This window comes from Shewanella sp. Pdp11, assembly GCF_002838165.1.
Lineage (GTDB): Bacteria > Pseudomonadota > Gammaproteobacteria > Enterobacterales > Shewanellaceae > Shewanella > Shewanella hafniensis.
In genome coordinates this window covers 4,636,648-4,655,097 of sequence record NZ_CP015194.1, presented here as the reverse complement: position 1 = coordinate 4,655,097, position 18,450 = coordinate 4,636,648, and the positions used below count along the sequence as shown (strand labels likewise).

At 47.0% G+C, this 18,450-nt stretch carries 11 protein-coding genes; 6 read left to right on the top strand and 5 right to left on the bottom strand.

The features are described from left to right. Window positions 1-112 precede the first annotated feature (112 nt). From AYJ58_RS20420 to srmB, 4 genes are all read right to left on the bottom strand, one after another. Complete coding sequence (locus tag AYJ58_RS20420) at window positions 113-820, bottom strand: TatD family nuclease-associated radical SAM protein (RefSeq protein WP_106651509.1); 708 nt, start codon at window positions 818-820, stop codon at window positions 113-115. 263 nt (window positions 821-1,083) lie between these two features. After that, complete coding sequence (locus AYJ58_RS20415; RefSeq protein ID WP_106651508.1) at window positions 1,084-4,275, bottom strand: efflux RND transporter permease subunit; 3,192 nt, start codon at window positions 4,273-4,275, stop codon at window positions 1,084-1,086. Beyond that, window positions 4,275-5,486, bottom strand: a complete 1,212-nt coding sequence (locus AYJ58_RS20410; protein WP_106651507.1) for an efflux RND transporter periplasmic adaptor subunit — start codon at window positions 5,484-5,486, stop codon at window positions 4,275-4,277. Before AYJ58_RS20410 ends, AYJ58_RS20415 begins: the two co-directional genes overlap by 1 nt. A 363-nt stretch (window positions 5,487-5,849) precedes the next feature. Then, window positions 5,850-7,109 (bottom strand): ATP-dependent RNA helicase SrmB, encoded by a 1,260-nt coding sequence (gene srmB, locus AYJ58_RS20405; RefSeq protein WP_106651506.1) that lies wholly within the window; start codon window positions 7,107-7,109, stop codon window positions 5,850-5,852. A 457-nt stretch (window positions 7,110-7,566) separates the two neighbouring features. Between srmB and AYJ58_RS20400 the strand changes: the two genes are divergently transcribed. Continuing rightward, window positions 7,567-10,893, top strand: coding sequence for an MHYT domain-containing protein (locus tag AYJ58_RS20400; protein ID WP_106651505.1), 3,327 nt, complete (start codon window positions 7,567-7,569; stop codon window positions 10,891-10,893). Further along, complete coding sequence (locus AYJ58_RS20395; RefSeq protein ID WP_106651504.1) at window positions 10,893-11,888, top strand: response regulator; 996 nt, start codon at window positions 10,893-10,895, stop codon at window positions 11,886-11,888. Before AYJ58_RS20400 ends, AYJ58_RS20395 begins: the two co-directional genes overlap by 1 nt. Window positions 11,889-11,994: 106 nt before the next feature. Here AYJ58_RS20395 and AYJ58_RS20390 read toward each other — a convergent pair whose 3' ends face one another. Then, on the bottom strand, window positions 11,995-12,708 hold the full coding sequence (locus AYJ58_RS20390) for a tRNA1(Val) (adenine(37)-N6)-methyltransferase (protein ID WP_106651503.1): 714 nt from the start codon (window positions 12,706-12,708) through the stop codon (window positions 11,995-11,997). 528 nt (window positions 12,709-13,236) lie between these two features. On the opposite strand from AYJ58_RS20390, the gene brnQ reads away from it, so the two are divergent. The 4 genes from brnQ (at window position 13,237) to recJ (ending at window position 18,351) form a co-directional block, all read left to right on the top strand. Beyond that, window positions 13,237-14,649 (top strand): branched-chain amino acid transport system II carrier protein, encoded by a 1,413-nt coding sequence (gene brnQ, locus AYJ58_RS20385; protein WP_198555539.1) that lies wholly within the window; start codon window positions 13,237-13,239, stop codon window positions 14,647-14,649. 114 nt (window positions 14,650-14,763) lie between these two features. Beyond that, the gene (gene xerD / locus AYJ58_RS20380; RefSeq protein ID WP_106651501.1) at window positions 14,764-15,666 is read left to right on the top strand and encodes a site-specific tyrosine recombinase XerD; all 903 of its coding nucleotides are present in this window, start codon (window positions 14,764-14,766) and stop codon (window positions 15,664-15,666) included. A gap of 140 nt (window positions 15,667-15,806) precedes the next feature. Continuing rightward, on the top strand, window positions 15,807-16,532 hold the full coding sequence (gene dsbC / locus AYJ58_RS20375) for a bifunctional protein-disulfide isomerase/oxidoreductase DsbC (protein WP_106651500.1): 726 nt from the start codon (window positions 15,807-15,809) through the stop codon (window positions 16,530-16,532). A gap of 94 nt (window positions 16,533-16,626) precedes the next feature. Continuing rightward, window positions 16,627-18,351: a single-stranded-DNA-specific exonuclease RecJ gene (gene recJ / locus AYJ58_RS20370; RefSeq protein ID WP_106651499.1), complete on the top strand. Its 1,725-nt coding sequence runs from the start codon at window positions 16,627-16,629 to the stop codon at window positions 18,349-18,351. The last annotated feature ends 99 nt before the right edge of the window (window positions 18,352-18,450 follow it).

Sequence of the window (18,450 nt, the reverse complement as noted above, 5' to 3'; positions counted from 1 at the left end):
CAGCAAGATTTCTTGAGTAAAAGTTAAGACGATTCACACATGTACCACTCACGTCATCGACAGTGTTATCTGCTTGGGTATTTCAGCCGATTTTGGCTTTTTAGAATACCGTTTAGCCTAAAGCGCCAAGTACCCTATGTTTAAATTCACAGCCGTAGGACTCCACTTGTTCACGGCAGATATCGATATCGACCCCCGTTAATCCTTCGATGGCGGAGACTTGCACCGTTTCAATATAGTGTGGCGCCAAGGCAATAAAGGCATGTACGGCGGCGTAGGAGCCCGCGAGCTTAGGGCGACAATGTGCTATGTAGGCGGCTTCGTTATCTGCATTGAGTGAAATCGATAAGCTATCTACACACTCGGCAAGTTCCGGCAGAATATTGCGTCTATGAACCAGATTACCTAAGCCATCGGTATTAATCCGTACTCGTCCGCCCCTGAGTTTGATCTCTTTTGCCACCGTCAGCAGGGTGGGAAGATTTAAGGTTGGCTCGCCATAACCGCAAAACACGTATTCTTCAAAGTCTTTAACCTCACCAAGCAGGGGGATAATTTCCTCGGGCTTAGGTTGGTGGCACAGGGCAAGCTGGTATTCGTGGATTTGTTTACTGCCATTATGTTTCGGGCAGAAAGCACAGCGCAGGGTGCAGCGACCAGTGATATTGAGGTATCGGCTGCGGCGAATATCATAAACTAGCGTTTCGGTCGCACAGGTTTCATTCGTGCAAACTTCATCTGTGATATGGCCATTTTCTAAGGTTTCAGTGGTGACAACTTGCAGATTATCAAGGTGTTGCTTATGCAGATGCTCAGACATAATGATGGCTTCATTCTAACGATAACTGACGACTTGAGCACAGTGTAGCGAAAGCCCGATGGCATAACTGTCAGCTAGATCGCAACTTGAAAGAGCAAATTTACTCACAGCATAGTGACTGAGGTGTTGGGGTGGAATTGAATGAACTGAGGCAATAAAAAAGAGAGCCTAAGCTCTCTTTTTAAGGATAAGACATTGATTAACTGTCTATTGCTAACGGCCTATTGCTAACTGCCTGTCGCTAACTGCCTGTCGTTATCAGCCTATAGATAGTCTTTCTTATAGTCAGTCGTGACAGCTTGCTCAAAATCCGGATGCTTAACGTCCTCATCATTGGTTTTTTTAGGCTGCCACCACCAGTTGAAGAAGCGGCTGCTAGAGCGGCTAACATCGTCGAGTATAATGTACAGCAGCGGCACTAAGATCAGCGTCACTACGGTCGAGAACAGGATACCGAAGGCGAGGGACGTCGCCATAGGGATCACAATTTGCGCCTGCAAACTGCGCTCGAGAATAATAGGCACTAAGCCGACAAAGGTAGTGAGTGACGTTAAGATAATCGCCCTAAAACGATAACAGCCCGAATCCACTGCCGCCTGTCTAACCGATTGGCCTTGCTCCCGTGCACGGTTAACAAAGTCGACCAAAATCAAAGAGTCGTTCACCACCACACCCGCAAGCGCCACTATGCCACACAGACTTAACACGCTCATCGCGAGTCCCTGAATCAAGTGACCAAACAGGGCACCAATGATCCCGAAGGGGATTACCGACATGATGATCAATGGCTGGCTGTAGGATTTTAGCGGGATTGCCATCAGGGCATAAATGGTAAACAGCGCAAAGAAGAAGCCTTGCAGTAAACCGACCATAGCATTCTGTTCATCTAAACTGCCGCCATCTAACGCGGTTTGGATTTTAGGATACTTGGCCTGTAATTGCGGCAGGTAATCCTTTTGGATTTCCTGTACCACTTTTGAAGGTTCGACTATGTTTTTGTTGGCATTTGCCGTAATCGTGATCGCTCGCTTACCGTCAACACGGGTAATTGAGGCGTAGGATTCCCCTTTCTCAATTTGTGCCACAGTCGAGAAGGGAACCGAGGTGCCCGTTGGCGTGCGGATCAGCATGTTTTCCAGATAACCTACAGTGCGGCGTTGCTCTAATGGGTAGCGCACCATCACCTTGATTTCTTCTTTATTACGTAAAATACGTTGGGCTTCATAACCATAGAAACCGTAACGCACTTGGCGAGCTAAATCGGAAAGGGTCAGGCCAAGGGCTTCCGCCTCTGGACGTATCTTTAGGCGAATTTCATGGCTACCCGAGGAAAAGTTGTCGGCAATATCGTACACGCCTTCGTAGCTGGCGAGTTTTTGCTTCAACTCTTTAGAGGCCGCGGACAGTTCATCGAGATCGCTTGAGGTCAACCTGAAGGAAATATCGCCACCGGCATCGTTGGTGCTCGCGTTAAAGCTGAGTTTTTTGACCGATAGAAGCTCGGGCAATTGTTCACGCCATGCGGCAGCAATCGTCACACCATCGACTTCGCGGTCTTCGCCTTTCGTCAGTTCGGCAAAAATAAAGGCAGAGGTGCGGGAGCTCATATTGATAAAGCTGTGTTTCACCACTTGATAGCCGTTATCTTGCTCCATTTTGTCATTCATCTTGTACAGGGCTTCTTCTATGCTCTGCACCACTTTCAAAGTGTTATCTTCCGAGCTGCCTTCGTCCATTTCCAACTGAACTTGGATAAAGTCTGATGGAATATCTGGGAAGAATACCCAACGCACTTTACCACTGGCGACTAAGGCAATCGACAGGACCAACACACCGATAAAAGCCGCGACCACGTTGTATCTTTGCTTGATACAGCGCTCGAGGAAATTACGATAACTGTGGTGAATAAAGTGCTGCACTCTGTCGTTAAAGTTGGCTTTAAGGCGACCAAAGAATCCCCTTGGCGCACCGGGCTTTTTAAATTTCATGTGCGCTAAATGCGCCGGCAGAATGAACTTAGATTCGACCAAGGAAAAGGCCAAACAGAGGATGACCACCATGCCGATGGATTTCCAAATAATCCCCATAGGGCCAGAAACCATTAACATGGGAATAAAGGCCGCAATCGTGGTTAATACCCCGAAGGTCGCGGGCATCGCCACTTTTTGCGCGCCGCGGATCACGTTTTCAACCGAGTGACCGTGGCGTTCGACTTCTGTGTAGGCGCTCTCGCCGATGACAATCGCATCGTCCACCACTATCCCGAGCACCAAGATAAAGGCGAACAGGGTCAGCATGTTGATCGTCATTGAGAAAGGCTCGAGCGGCATGATCAGCATAGTGCCGAGGAAGCATACCGGCAGACCCATCATGACCCAAAATGCCAACTTAAGATCGAGGAACAAGGCTAAGATGATAAATACCAACAAGGCACCGTAAAACATGTTCGACATCATCATGTTTAAGCGGCCTTTGAGGTAGTGCGTCATATCACCCCAAGTATCGAGTTGCGCGTTGGCGGGAAGCGTCGCGCGGCGATCCTCTACGTATTGTTTCACTTGAGCGGCAATGTCTAAGGCATTTTGATCATCAACACTGGTGACTTCGATAATCGCAGCTGGTTTACCGTTAAAGCGGGTGTATTCCAAACGTTCTTCAAAATCATCTTTGATGGTCGCCACTTGCGGCAACATCACCCGGCTACCGTCGGGGCGAGTGGTGACGACGATATTGGCAAAGTCATCCCCCGTGTAGGCTTGGCCTTTGGTGCGCAGCAGGATGTCGCCATCTTGGGCACGAATCGAACCGCCGGGTAAGTCAAAGGAAGAGTTTTGCACTGCTAATGCAACCTGCGAGAAAGTCAGGCCGTATTCACGTAATTTATTCTCAGAGACTTCGATGCCGATTTCATAATCGCGTACCCCTGTCACTTTGGCACGGGTCACGGCTGGCAGTTGGGTTAAATCGTCACGTACTGACTTAGCCAACTCTTTCATATCGTGCAGTGTCATATCACCATAGACGGACACCCAAATGACGTTATTTTCAGGTTTAATCTGATAGATATTGGGTTTTTCGATGTTCACAGGGAAGGTCGAAATCGCGTCTAACCTTAGCTTGGCTTCATCAAGCACGGTTTGCACTTCGTAACCGTCTTCAACTTCAACTGTTATTGAGCCAACCCCTTCGCTCGCCACTGACGTGACCTTCTTGATACCATTGATATCTTGGATGGCTTCTTCAATCTTGATGTTGATGCCTTCTTCGATTTCCTGCGGCGCCGCGCCCGGATAGGCGACGGAAATATTCAGCAAATTGAGTTCGAAAGAAGGAAACACTTCTTTATTGATCAAGACAGTGCTGAACAAACCGCCGACCAGCAATGCCCACATTAACAGGTTCGCGGCCACACTGTTGCGGGCGAACCAGGCTAAGATCCCTTTTTGAGTGTCCATTATTTCACTCCAGTGGCCGCAAGACTCGACTCGGGCGTGTCTTCTTTTGGCGTCTCAGTCGGCAATGCCGCTTCACCTAAGACTTTGACCAGTTGACCGTTTGCCATGCTGTTGAAGTGAGTGGTGGCGACGCGCTCACCTGTTTTTAGACTGTCCTTGATATACACATTGTCGAGATCGCTACGAACGATATTCACATGGCGCATTTCAACAATATTTTTGTCGTTCACTAAGGCGACATGATCGTTACGAACCACATGCCGAGGGAGTTTTACTATGCCATCAACGGTGCGCCCTTTAATGACTGCATTGACGAAGCTGCCATATTTAAGCGGTAAGCTGCCAGCAACTTTATTGGCGCGCAGGTACGGATCTTTGATTTCAGCGACTAAATACACCATGCGATTTTCAGCATCGATTACGCCTTCGCTGCGGATAATATTGCCAACCCAAGTATTTTCTTTACCCGCCAAAGAAGCGCTCAGCGTCACTTGAGTATCTGGATTATCAACCGATTCTAGGTAGGCTAAATCATCATTGGAAATCGGCAAGCGGATCTCAGCCACGCTAGTGTCATAAAGCTCACCTAGGTTTGTACCTAAGCTAACATACTGACCTAAATCGACATTACGCGCTTTAATTATGCCATCGAACGGCGCGCGGATAACTGTGCGCTCAAGGTTACGTTGGGCACGCGCCAGTGCGGCCTGCGCATATTTAACGTTGGCTTGCTCTTTTTTAAGCTGTGGAATACGCAGACCTAACTCTGGGGGTAAGCCCTTGTCATAGCCTTTGAATTCGATTTTTGCGACTTCACCGCGGGCAATTTCTTCGTTCAGCGCGGCGGTAGCTTGGGCTAGTGTTGCTTCGGCTTGCATTAAATCAGCCTCGTAATCTGAGGGCTCGATTTGTGCGAGTTGGTCGCCTTTTTTGACTATGCCACCCGCCACAAAATCAGCGGAAATACTCAGCATTCTGCCTTGAACTTCGGTCACAAGCTGGGTTTTATATTTTGGGGTAACCACACCGTAGGACGGTAAGTTTAGCGATACCGTTTGCTGAGTCACTTGCGTGACGTCAACGATAGGAATGGGCATCTCTTCCGGTTTTTGTTCTGGCGCCTCCTTGGTTTGCATTAATATTTTTGCGCCTAAGCCAAACAGCAGCAAAATTAATAAAGGAGATGCTCTCCTCAGTAAGGTCTTCATCATATTATTGTTACATCCATGCTAATCGCGTAATGGGGTTAAAGTAGCAGAGTCGGCCGCGCCAATAAATTTATTTTTGTAAATTAAATGTGTCTAAAAGTGATGGTTTGACGCAGTTGCTCACTAGGAACCGATATTTTGGCGGAAATTAGAACAGATAAAGGGTGAAAGGTTCACTTAGGTGATTGGAATATATTGAAATAAGGAACAATTAGCTTACGGATTGGCAGAGTTAAGTTGGCCGTATTTCATGCTCTATATTTTATGATTAGCTTTTACTCGCCAGTTGATTTATTGCATTGAGTTAAATTTAGGTAATAAAAAAGCCGCATATAGCGGCTTTAGTTGGATGATTTCAAGCAGAGGTTACTTCTTCTTGCGGGCGATTTTACTCGCTTTCTTCGCCGCTTCTTTCTTGCTGGTTTTCTTCGCTGCTTCTTTGGCTTTCACTTTGGCTTTTTTCTTACCCGGTGTCCGCGCTTCTTTGTTCTTAGGGCGCAGCTCTTCGATCACGCGGCGTTTCAACGGTTGCTCGATATAACGCTCGATTTTACCGACGATACGCATATCGTGGGCTTCGGCCAACGAAATCGCGGTACCTTTGGCGCCAGCGCGGCCCGTACGACCGATACGGTGAATATAGGTATCGGCAGAGCGTGGCATGTCGAAGTTGATCACATGGGTAATATCATCGATATCGATACCGCGTGCAGCCACATCGGTTGCCAACAAGACGTTCACTTCACCTTTAGTAAAACGACTTAAGGCTTGGAAACGTTTTTTCTGTTCCATATCGCCACGCATGAATGCGCAGGGAATGCCGACTTTCAGTAACTGGCCTTCTAAGCTAGAAACGATGTCGCGGGTTTTCACGAACACAATCGTCCGTTTAACATCTTCTTGGCGCAGCAGATGACATAGCAGGGCAAATTTATGCTCTTTATCATCGGCTAAGTGGATCCATTGGTGGATCTTGGCTTTTTCACTGCGAGGGGCTTCAACATCGATTTCAATCGGGTCGTTTAACACTTCGCGGGCAAAACGTTGCACGCCGCCGCCTTCTAAAGTGGCAGAGAACAGCATGTTCTGTTTGCGGCCTTGGGCTTCGATAGCAATCGCTTGCACTACAGAAGAGAAGCCCATGTCTAGCATGCGGTCGGCTTCGTCGATAATTAAGATATCGACTTCTTGGGCGTTGAAATTGCCTTTGTCTAAATATTCCATCAGGCGGCCAGGGGTCGCGACCAGAATATCGACGTTGCCCGCTAAGGCTTCTTCTTGTGGTCCGTAAGGCACACCACCAGTCACTATTGCTATGTCTAAACCTTGGCCTGTGGCTAAGTGACACGCATAACGGTGGATTTGGCTGGCTAACTCACGGGTTGGCGTGAGGATCAGGATACGTGCTTGCCCAGCAAAACGACGGGGGAAGTCGATTAAATGTTGCAACGATGGCAGTAAAAAACTCGCTGTTTTACCTGTTCCTGTCGGGGCGCGCGCGAGAATATCTCTTTGCTCTAGGGCATAAGGGATAGTTTCTTGCTGAATAGTGGTGGGTGAATGATGCCCCATGGCATTAAGCGACTCTAATAAGCTAGGGTCAAGCTGGAAATCTTCAAATTGCATGCGCAGCGTCTCGACGGATAATAGCGAAGCATTATAAAGGTTATAGCGGTTAACTTAAATAACTTAATCTGAGCGGGGATAAACTTATGTCGCTCAGCAGTCTGTTTTGCTAAAAAATAGTGAGATCTCAGCAGCTTTTGTGCTGGTTGAGTGGTTATAAGTGTTTAGTGCCGCTCATTCGTGCCGCTGTTTTGCAGTTATTCCGCACTTCGCTATCATCAAAGGGGTAGACATTTTTTTAAACTTCTATAAGATACTGCGAATATAATGAAGATAGGCTGTTGTTAAGGTTTATTTCGATGGATTGAGTGATGTGTTTTTAGGAGCCTTGGCATAAATATTTATCCACTTACTAGCGTTATTTAAAGTGGGTTCCTGAGCGTTAGCCCTGCTCGGGAAGATAAGCAAACAGGTTTTGATTGGATTTTATGTTTCTGATAGATGGGCTGAAAACGATATGACATTCGATGGGTTATCACATTTTTTTATCTCGTCCCAAGACAGTCTGTTACTAAACGTCTACTACAATCCCTCGCTGGTTACTCTGTCTATTTGTATTGCAATTTTTTCAGCCTTTATGACCTTTCAGGTTGCAACGCAAGCGGTCACGAGCCAGTCCCATTTCCGTAAACAGATCATGTTGTTCACAGGGAGTCTTGTGTTGGGGGGCGGAGTTTGGTCGATGCATTTTATCGGCATGCTGGCTTTTGATTTGTGTTCGCCCGTGAGTTACAACTTTGCGCTGACAGCCCTATCTTTGTTACCTAGTATCGCTGCTTCATGGGTGGCGTTGAATCTATTAGCTAAACCTAGCTTTCGCTTCTCACAGGTGTTGATCAGTGGCACCCTCGTTGGCGCGGGGATTGGCACTATGCATTACGTTGGCATGGCTGCGATGGAAATGGCGCCGCTACTGCGTTACGACCCATTAATATTTGCGCTTTCTATCATAGTGGCTGTATTGCTGGCTATTATTGCATTGTGGGTCAGGACTGGCGTAAATAAATTAATCACGCTAAATATCAATCCGATAACGAGTAACTTTCTCGCTAGTATCTTAATGGGACTGGCGATTTCAGGTATGCACTATACCGGTATGGCGGCTGCGCGTTTTGTTAAGCCTGAAGGGTTGGAATTAACTCAGCAAACCTCTGAAATCTCTTTCTATCTCGCCATTGGCGTGTCCGTCATTACTGTCACCATTATCAGCCTAGTGTTAATCGTAAACCTGATCTTCAAATATAAAGATTTGACTCAGTTGGCAAAATCCAATGAAGACAGAATGCGCGCCATGATGAATACGGCAATCGATGGGATTATTACTATTGATGGCAAAGGCATTGTTGTCAGTGTGAACAAAGCTGTGACCGTGATTCTAGGTTGGCGAGCCGATGAGCTGATGGGCTTTAACGTGAAGAAAATTGTGCCAGATGCCATTCGTGAAGAGCATGATGGCTATTTAGCTAAATACGTTGAAACACACAAAGCTAAAATTATTGGGCTTGGCAGAGAGGTTGAAGCGCAGCATAAAGATGGCTCCCAAGTGCCGATTAACTTAAGCATTGGCCATGTGATGCAGGGGAAAGATCATTATTTTGTCGGTTTTATCACTGATCTCAGCAAGCGTAATGAAATGGAGCTTGAGCTTAAAAATAATGAAGCCAAGTTTAGATCTTTGATCGGTAATATCCCCGGCATTGCTTATCGTTGTAAAAATACTCAAGGCTGGCCAATGGTTTACATCAGTGATGCGGTATTAAACATCACAGGTTATCCGGCTGCAGATTTCGAGTTGCCTCATCCCCAACGGTTTTTCTCCGATCTTTATCATCCTGATGATCTTGATACTATTTATTACAGTGCACAGCCACCGACGTTTTCAATGGAATATCGCATTATTCGTCGTGATGGTGAAGTGCGTTGGTTATTTGAACATGGCAACTACATAAACGATGAGTCCAATGGTGAGCTCTGGATAGATGGGTTTGTGATGGACATTACCGAACGCAAAAAAATGGAGCAGGACTTAGTTACAGCAAAGAATAATGCTGAGCAAGCCGCTGCTGCACGTTCGGCATTTTTAGCCAATATGAGCCATGAAATTCGCACACCAATGAATGCCATCATAGGCTTTAGCGATATTTTATTAGAATCTAGACTAGAGCTTGAGCAGCAAAAACAGTTAACTACCATTAATCGCTCCGCCAAATCCCTGTTACATTTGCTCAATGATGTGTTGGATAGCGCCAAATTAGACAAAGGTAAGCTTGAGCTCGAAAGTCGCGTTTTTTCATTAACCGATGAAATCGACACTGTTATCTCAACACTTTGGTTGCAAGCTAAAAACCAGAACTTGTTTTTAGGCGTGGATATCGCGCCATCTATGGCAAGCAACTATGTCGGCTCACCAGAAAGGATCAGGCAGGTGCTGATTAACTTAGTGGGCAATGCGGTAAAATTCACGTCTGAAGGTGCCGTCACTGTCCGCGTTTATCCTGAACATGACCAACAGGTGACCTTTGAGATTGCGGATACTGGGATTGGTATGTCGCCGGATCAGCTTCAGCATGTATTCGATGCTTTCTCGCAGGCCGATGCGTCCATGAGCCGCAAATACGGCGGCACAGGTTTAGGTACGACTATCAGTAAACAGTTGGTTGAGTTGATGGGCGGACACATTGAAGTTCAAAGTACGTTGGGCAAGGGCAGTACATTCCGTTTTACGATTCCCTTAAAAGTCAGCTGCGAAACCTTATCAAAACAACAATCTGACATCACGGCTTTGCCTCCGTTGACCATATTAGTGGTTGACGATATTCAGCAGAATATTGATTTACTGACGGTATTATTCACCCGTTTGGGGCATAAGGTGATCACGGCTCGTGATGGTCAGCAGGCCTTAGTTCGCATGCAAAAAGGCTCGATTGACATCACCCTGATGGATCTGCAAATGCCGATTATGGATGGATTAACCGCTGCTAAAATACGTCGTCAACAGGAAGCTGAAGAGCAACTGGTGCACATGCCGATTATTGCCTTAACGGCCAGTGTATTAGAGCAAGACCAAAACGCCGCAGTACAAGCAGGTATGGATGGCTTTGCCAATAAACCTATTGATTTTGCGCACTTAAGCCGTGAGATTGCCAGAGTACTTAAACTCGAGCCGCTGACGACTGTGGTGGAATTGCCCCAGTCAAATCGGTATCTCGTGATTGACGAGCAGCATGGCATAAAGCTGTGGGGGAGCTTGTCTATATACATCAAAGAGTTGACCAAGTTTGTTGCCCAGTGGCCTGACAAAAGCCAGCAATTACAAGGCGCAATCAATCAAGATGATCTCCAGCGGATAAAGCAGTTGAGCCATGGTTTAAAGGGCGTCAGTGGCAACTTAGGTTTGTCAAAATGGATGCAGTTGTTTAGCCAAATGGAAAGTGCCGAACCTGAGTCGATACCGCAGATATTTGATGACGTTTGTGCCTCATTTGGCGAGATAGAAGCCTATATTGCGGGGGCGACATTACCCGAACATCCTGCCTCGAATAACCTATCGAAAAAGGCCGATTACGCACAGCATATTTTGCCCCATATCGATGCGCTTCTTGCGGCGATTTCCCATCACTCCTTTGATGAGGCGGAGCTTATCGCGCTACAGAAACTCACTGATGATGCAAATAGAGCCGCGATAACCAGTATTGTTAATGCCTTAGATGACTTTGATTTTGATATCGCCTACAAGGCGTTGATGGCACTCAGGGTCGCTATCTCCACACATGAGGAGTGGTAATGCAGACAGCAACTGAATCGAAACAAACCTTATTGCTAGTGGATGATGAGCCCGTCAATTTACGGGTGTTGAAGCAAATACTGCATCAAGACTATCAGCTCATTTTTGCTAAAAATGGCGAGGAGGCACTGCGCTTAGCACAAATCGAAAAACCGTCACTGATACTGCTCGATATTATGATGCCAAATATGACAGGTTTTGAGGTGTGTCAAATACTGAAGACTATGACTGAAACCCAGTCTATTCCGGTGATTTTTGTGACGGCACTCAATGATGAACACGACGAGGCCGCAGGCTTTGCCGCGGGTGGTGTGGACTATATCGCCAAACCTATTTCAGCGGCGATCGTCAAAGCTAGGGTAAAAACACATTTGTCGCTGGTTCAGGCTGATGAGTTGAAACGAACGCGTCTGCAAGTGATTCAGCGCTTGGGCAGGGCAGCGGAATACAAAGATAATGAAACCGGCACCCATGTACTGAGAATGAGTCATTATTCGCGAATATTGGCGCTAGCCTACGGCTTAACGGAATCGCAGGCGGATGATTTGTTACATGCCGCGCCTATGCACGATATTGGCAAAATTGGTATTGCCGACAGCATAATGCTCAAGCCTGGAAAGTTAACCTATGAGGAGTTCGAGATCATGAAAACTCATCCTCAAATTGGTGCTGAAATTATTGGCGAGGTGGATTCTGAGTTATTGCGTTTAGCTAAATCAGTGGCACTTACTCACCATGAGAAATGGGATGGCACGGGTTATCCCCATGGGCTACAAGGTGAGCAAATCCCCTTAGAGGGCAGAATTGTGGCCTTAGCCGATGTATTTGATGCGTTAACCAGCAAGCGACCATACAAAGAGGCGTGGTCAGTCGACAAAACCATGGACTACATTCAAGCGCAAAGCGGCGTGCATTTTGACCCTGTATTGGTCAGATTATTTGCCGAAAACTTACCGAAAATAATAGAAATCAAAGAGAAGTGGACCGACCGTTAAAGCCCTGTGCTACAAGGCTTTAACCTGATGTCATCTTAAATGTAATGCAGTTTACTGCTTGAAATAAAAGACTATTTAACTTAACAGCCACTTTAGAGAGTGGCCTTTATAGCTTGAGGTAAAAATCTCGAGCGAGTTCGATCATCTGCTCTGTGTACTTGCCTTCACTATTTCGAATCGTCAGCTCCCCGTGTTCAGTAGGAGTTTGCCGATCTTTGCTGACCACAATTAATACCCGATTCGCCTCCTTGGTACTCACACTTTTGGCTGGTACTTGTTTGGCAATAGCGAGTGTCGACGACTCTGCAACACATGCAGCAAAGCGCGGCAGACTTTGCATCGGCAGAATCAAGGTGGCTTGACCTTGGGGCGAGAGGCATAAATCTATGGCATTGAGTAGCGCGGCAAAACTTAAGCTATCTGTGTGACGGGCCATAGCGCGCTGGGATTGTATCGCCTGTGTGCCTTGCTCAAAATAGGGTGGATTACAAATGATGTGGTCAAAATACCCTTGGTACTCAACCTGTTGGCAAAAGTCTTGGATACTGCTGTTGACTAAGTTGAGTCGATTCGCCCACGGACTATTGTGGAAGTTATGCTGGCAAGCCTCGGCTGCACTGGCGTCTAACTCGACACTGGTAATGTGTGCTTGGCTGCGCTGCGCAGCCATCAAGCTGAGTAAGCCGCTGCCAGCACCAATATCTAACACTGTTTTCGCTGTGGTCAGTTGAGCCCACGCGCCTAGGACGACACTGTCTGTGCCTACGGCCATGCCGCAATTCATATCATCGATATGAAATTGTTTAAAAGTGAATGCCATGGAGAGTTAATTTTTGCCGTTCTAAGGTGAATAGGCCCAATATTAGGCGGGAAGTATTCTAATTCTAGCCCTCGTTTTTAGCCAATGCTTTTAAACAGAAGATGTTGCCCTAGATGTATGAATTTGTGTCGGCATAAGATTTTATTTTTTACGGCGCAATACAGATTTTACTTAATTAACGCTTTATTTTATTGCCTTGGAAACCTTTTTTTAGCAGGTAATTAGCATTATTTCGCTTTTTTTATCCTAACAGTCTTGTTGTCTTGTATTGGTGCTTTAAGTCTGGTATTAGTTTCGCCCCCATTTTTAATCACTTTTATGATTAACGGATAGGTAAACGAGTTTAATGGTGAATTAGTAGTCAGTATTGCTGCGTTATAGTTCGTCATAGATTATAAACTCGACAGGTATCGAACATATTTACCACGGAATTGTGTAAACAAAGATTTGCACTCCGGATGGGCTTTGTTTTAGCTATGGCTAATCGACACATAATCACTTAAGTTTGTAAAAAAACAATAAGACAAGATGGGGCTTCCAGTGCAAGACAATCAGATGAGTATCGCAGATACATTGGGCTTAGGTTTTATGACCTTCGCATTTTTTTTAGGAGCAGGTAACCTAATTTTTCCACCGTTCGCGGGTATGTTAGCGGGCGATAATATGCCCCTTGCCATGTTGGGTTTTTTGATTACCGCCGTAGGTTTACCTTTAGTTGGACTGATTGCTGTCGCTAAGGCTCAAGGTAAGATTATGGCTATGCTGCCAGTATTTACAGCAACGGCATTGGCTGTTTCAATTTATATTATTATCGGCCCTGCGTTTGCTGCGCCGCGTACCGGTTTAGTGGCTTACGAGATTGGCGCTAAGCCCTTTATCGATGACACCACGGCTACATTTTTACTCGGCAGTTTAGAACTGAACCTGTCGCAACTGCTATACACATTAGGTTTCTTCGCTGTCACTATGTTGCTGGCGCTTTTCCCTGGTAAGTTGCTCGATAGCGTAGGTAAAGTATTAACGCCTATTTTATTGATTTTGTTGGTGGGATTAGCTGCATCTGTGATGTTTTTACCCGCATCCGAAGTAGGCCAAGCTGTGGGGGATTACCAACAGCATCCGCTGACCAAAGGTATTTTGGAAGGCTATAACACTATGGATACGTTAGCATCCTTGATGTTTGGTATGTTGATTATTGATATCCTGCGTAAAAAGGGCATTGACCAACCTAGTGATCAAACTAAGTATCTAATCCGTGCAGCCTTTATTGCCGCCGCTGGTTTAACTTTTGTGTATGTGTCCTTGTTCTTTTTAGGTGCAACCGCTGGCGATATCGCTATCGGCACTAAAAATGGTGGCGAAATATTAACAAATTACGTGACCCGCGAGTTTGGGGAACTAGGCTCAGTCTTGTTGTCATCGGTCGTGACTTTAGCTTGTTTAACCACTGCGGTTGGCCTTGTGAGTGCCTGTTCTGAGTTCTTCAATGAGCTGATGCCTAAACTGTCTTACCGTTTCCTGGTGATCTTTTTAAGCTTGATATGCGCTGTGATTGCGAACGTGGGCCTAAGTCAGTTGATTGCTATTAGTATTCCCGTATTAATGACGATTTATCCTGTGGCTATTGCTCTTGTGGTTGTGACTTTCCTGACCGCTTATTTTGCGAATCCACAGTTTGCACATCGTGCAGTACTGAGCGTGGCACTGTTTTTCGGCATCTTCGATGGTCTTAAAGTGGCAGCGAAAAGTTTGACTGACGCTGATGGTCAAGCCATGAATGGCTTAGCACAGGTTTTTATCCATGTAGTGAATGTTATGTCTCCAGTGTTATCTAAGCTGCCACTCTATGAAGAAGGTATGGCTTGGTTATTGCCAACAATTGTGACCATAGCACTGTGTTTAGTGTTTGGCGGTGGCCGCGGTAAAACTGCGGCAGCCTAAGTCCTGTGCTCGCGTATTTACGCTGGACTCAGCTAAGCTGATGTAGGCTTACGTTTAGTTAAGTTAATATCAACGGCGTATCATTTGATGACGCCGTTTTTTTATGGAGTATTTGTGCCTAAGACATATCAGCCCGATCCACTTATTGATGTTTTTCTTGATGATCTTTGGTCGAGCAAGGGGCTGAGTGACAACACCTTATCGGCCTATCGCACCGATCTGCGCCATTTTGATCGTTATCAAGGTCAGCAAGGGGTAACGCTGCTCGCGGTTTCACAGGCCGATATCAGGGCGTACTTAGCCTATAGAGTCGAGCAGGATTTTGCGCGCACCAGTAGCGCTCGGCTGCTCAGTAGTTTACGGCGTTTCTATACTTATTTAGTGCAGACCAAACAGATTTCAGCCGATCCAATGGCCTTAGTTGAGTCGCCCAAATTAACCCGCCATTTACCCGATTCATTGAGTGAATCACAGGTCGATCGCTTATTGTCTGAGCCCAATGTGGAAGATGCGGTCGAATGTCGCGACAAAGCCATGCTAGAGCTTTTGTACGCCACAGGTTTACGGGTGAGTGAACTCGTTGGCCTAACGATGGAGCAGATGAGCTTGCGCCAAGGCTTAGTGCGCATTGTGGGTAAGGGCGGCAAAGAGCGCCTTGTGCCGCTGGGTGAATTAGCCGTTACTGAGGTCGAGCGCTATTTGAAGTTTGCCCGCCAAGAGCTGCTAGGTAATAAGCAATCCGATGTGGTGTTTCCGTCAAAGCGCGGGCAGATGATGACGCGGCAAACCTTTTGGCATCGAATTAAGTTGTATGCCCTGCGTGCGGGGATTGAAACCGCATTATCACCGCACACATTGCGCCATGCTTTTGCTACCCATTTGCTCAATCACGGTGCCGATCTGCGGGTGGTGCAGTTACTGTTAGGCCATAGCGACTTGTCGACTACGCAGATTTATACCCACGTGGCGCGGGCAAGGTTGCAGGAATTGCATCAACAGCATCATCCAAGAGGCTGAAAAAGGATTTAGTTACAGCATAAATTTGCTTTCCGCGCGGCTTGTCTGTAACTTTTTGCCACCATACGGGGTCTATTAAGTATATCGCCTTTGAACGACCTCAACATCTCTTGACCGAGAGCCAATTTATAGGATGTCCCATGAAGTTAACCCGAGCATTATCTTTAATTTTTGCCCTTGTTGTAGCTCCTCTTGCTAACGCCGCAACAGCGACCTCGCCAGATACCGCTGCTATTAAGCAAAAACTGACTGAGATGTTGGATGTTGAAGTCATTTCTATGCAGGATTCACCGATTGAAGGTTTGTATCAAGCCATGACTAACCGCGGCGTGCTCTATATTAGTCGTGATGGTTCAAAATTGTTCCACGGCAGTTTGTATGACCTAGATAAAGGCATGAAAAACTTAACGGAAGCGGCATTAGCTGGCCCACGTTTAGCTATGATGAAGCCGCTTGAAGATAATATGCTTGTCTATAAAGCGAAAAATGAAAAACACGTGGTCACTGTATTTACCGATGTGAGCTGTGGTTATTGTCGTAAATTGCACAGCCAAATGGCTGATTACAACAAGCTTGGCATTACAGTGCGTTACTTGGCTTTCCCGCGTGCGGGTGTGCCGTCAGCTAACGCCGACGAAATGCAGGCTATCTGGTGCGCTAAAGATCCATTAAAAGCCATGACAGACGCTAAAGCTGGCCAAAAAGTATCTGCCGCCACCTGTGATGCAAAAATTGCTGAGCAATATGCTTTAGGCACCACCTTTGGTGTGAATGGTACGCCGGCAATCGTGTTAGAAGATGGCAATATGATCCCAGGTTATCAACCTCCTGCGGACTTATTACGCACCTTAGAAGCACGTCAGTAACAGTCAAAATAATCAAATTTATCCCACTAAAGGTGAGCTTAAGGCTCACCTTTTTGTTATCTTATCGCCACGATTTCATAAGAGTTTGAGTCCCTTGATCCATAAGATAGTCCATCGCCCAACCGTTGATGATAGCCATTTACCCGCTCATCTTTCGCCGCTATTGAAGCAGCTTTACGCTCGCCGCGGTGCGCTCACCCACGAATGCGAACTTGTCCTCAAGGGTCTATTAAGGCCTGAAACTATGAAAGGCTTGCCCGAAGCTGCGGCGCTTATTGCCGATGCCATGCAGGCGAATAAGTCGATTCTGATCGTCGGTGATTTTGATGCAGACGGCGCCACATCGACTAGCGTATGTATGCTGGCGCTACGGATGATGGGGGCGGTGAAAGTGGATTATTTGATCCCCAATCGCTTCGATTACGGCTACGGCTTAAGCCCTGAAATTGTTGCCGTTGCGGCCTCTAAACAGGCTGAAATGCTGATCACTGTCGATAACGGCATTTCATCGATTGATGGCGTTGCCGCCGCCAAAGCCTTTGGTATGCAAGTGGTGATTACCGACCATCATTTACCCGGACACGAGTTGCCTAATGCCGATGCGATAGTGAATCCGAATCAACCGGGTTGCCCCTTTGCCAGTAAATCGATTGCCGGTGTCGGCGTCGCCTTTTATTTGATGACGGCATTAAGGGCTGAGCTGCGAACGCGAAACTGGTATCAAACGCGCGCTATTGCTGAGCCCAATCTTGGCACGCTGCTTGATATCGTCGCCCTCGGCACGGTTGCCGATGTGGTATCGCTGGATGCCAATAATCGCATTTTAGTCGAAGCGGGTTTGCAGCGTGTGCGAGCGGGCCGCTGCCGTGTGGGCATTACCGCGCTGCTTGAAGTGGCGAAGCGAAATCCGGCGCGTATTGTTGCATCTGACTTTGGTTTTGCCGTGGGCCCAAGGCTTAATGCCGCAGGCCGGCTGGATGAAATGGCGCTTGGGGTCGAAACCTTACTTTGTGAAGACATGATGCTGGCCCGGCGTATGGCAGCGGAGCTCGATGGGTTAAACCAAGAGCGTCGTGAGCTGGAAGTCGGCATGCAGCAGGAAGCCTTAAAAAGCCTCGAGCAGTTAAAGCTCAACGAAGACGAGTTACCTTGGGGCATTGCGCTATTTCAAGAAGATTGGCACCAAGGCGTTATCGGAATTTTGGCCTCGCGCATTAAAGACAAATACCACAGGCCCGTGATCGCCTTTGCCGATGCGGGCAATAACGAAATCAAAGGCTCGGCGCGTTCGATCAAAGGCTTGCATATGCGCGACCTACTCGAGCTGGTCAACACGCGCCATCCGGGACTGATTATTAAATTTGGCGGCCATGCGATGGCGGCGGGCTTATCACTCAAAGCCGGCAGTTTTGCGACCTTTGCTAAAGCCTACGATGACGGCGTGCGTGAACTACTCAAACCTGAACTGCTAACCGGCGAGCTGTGGTCCGATGGTGAACTCACTCCCACAGAACTGAATCTTGAGATGGCTCAGTTACTGCGCAATGCCGGGCCTTGGGGGCAAGCCTTCGAGGAGCCGTTGTTCGATGGCTATTTTAAGGTTATCCAGCAGCGGATAGTCGGTGAGCGCCACCTTAAACTCGTGCTTGAAACCCAGTGCGGTACTGTGATGCTCGATGCGATTGCCTTTAATGTGGATTTACACACTTGGCCCGATGCAACGATTAACCATGCCCGTATCGTCTATAAGCTCGATGTGAATGAGTATCGCGGTAATTTCTCGCTGCAACTCATGGTTGAGCAAATCGAAGCCATGTAAACCGGTATCGACAAGGAGTTCAGTTGCAACCGCTACTTTCGCGGGGGCTTTGTATTCGCTAGCTAAATTGTTGTTATTGGCGATGGCTTTTATGCTATT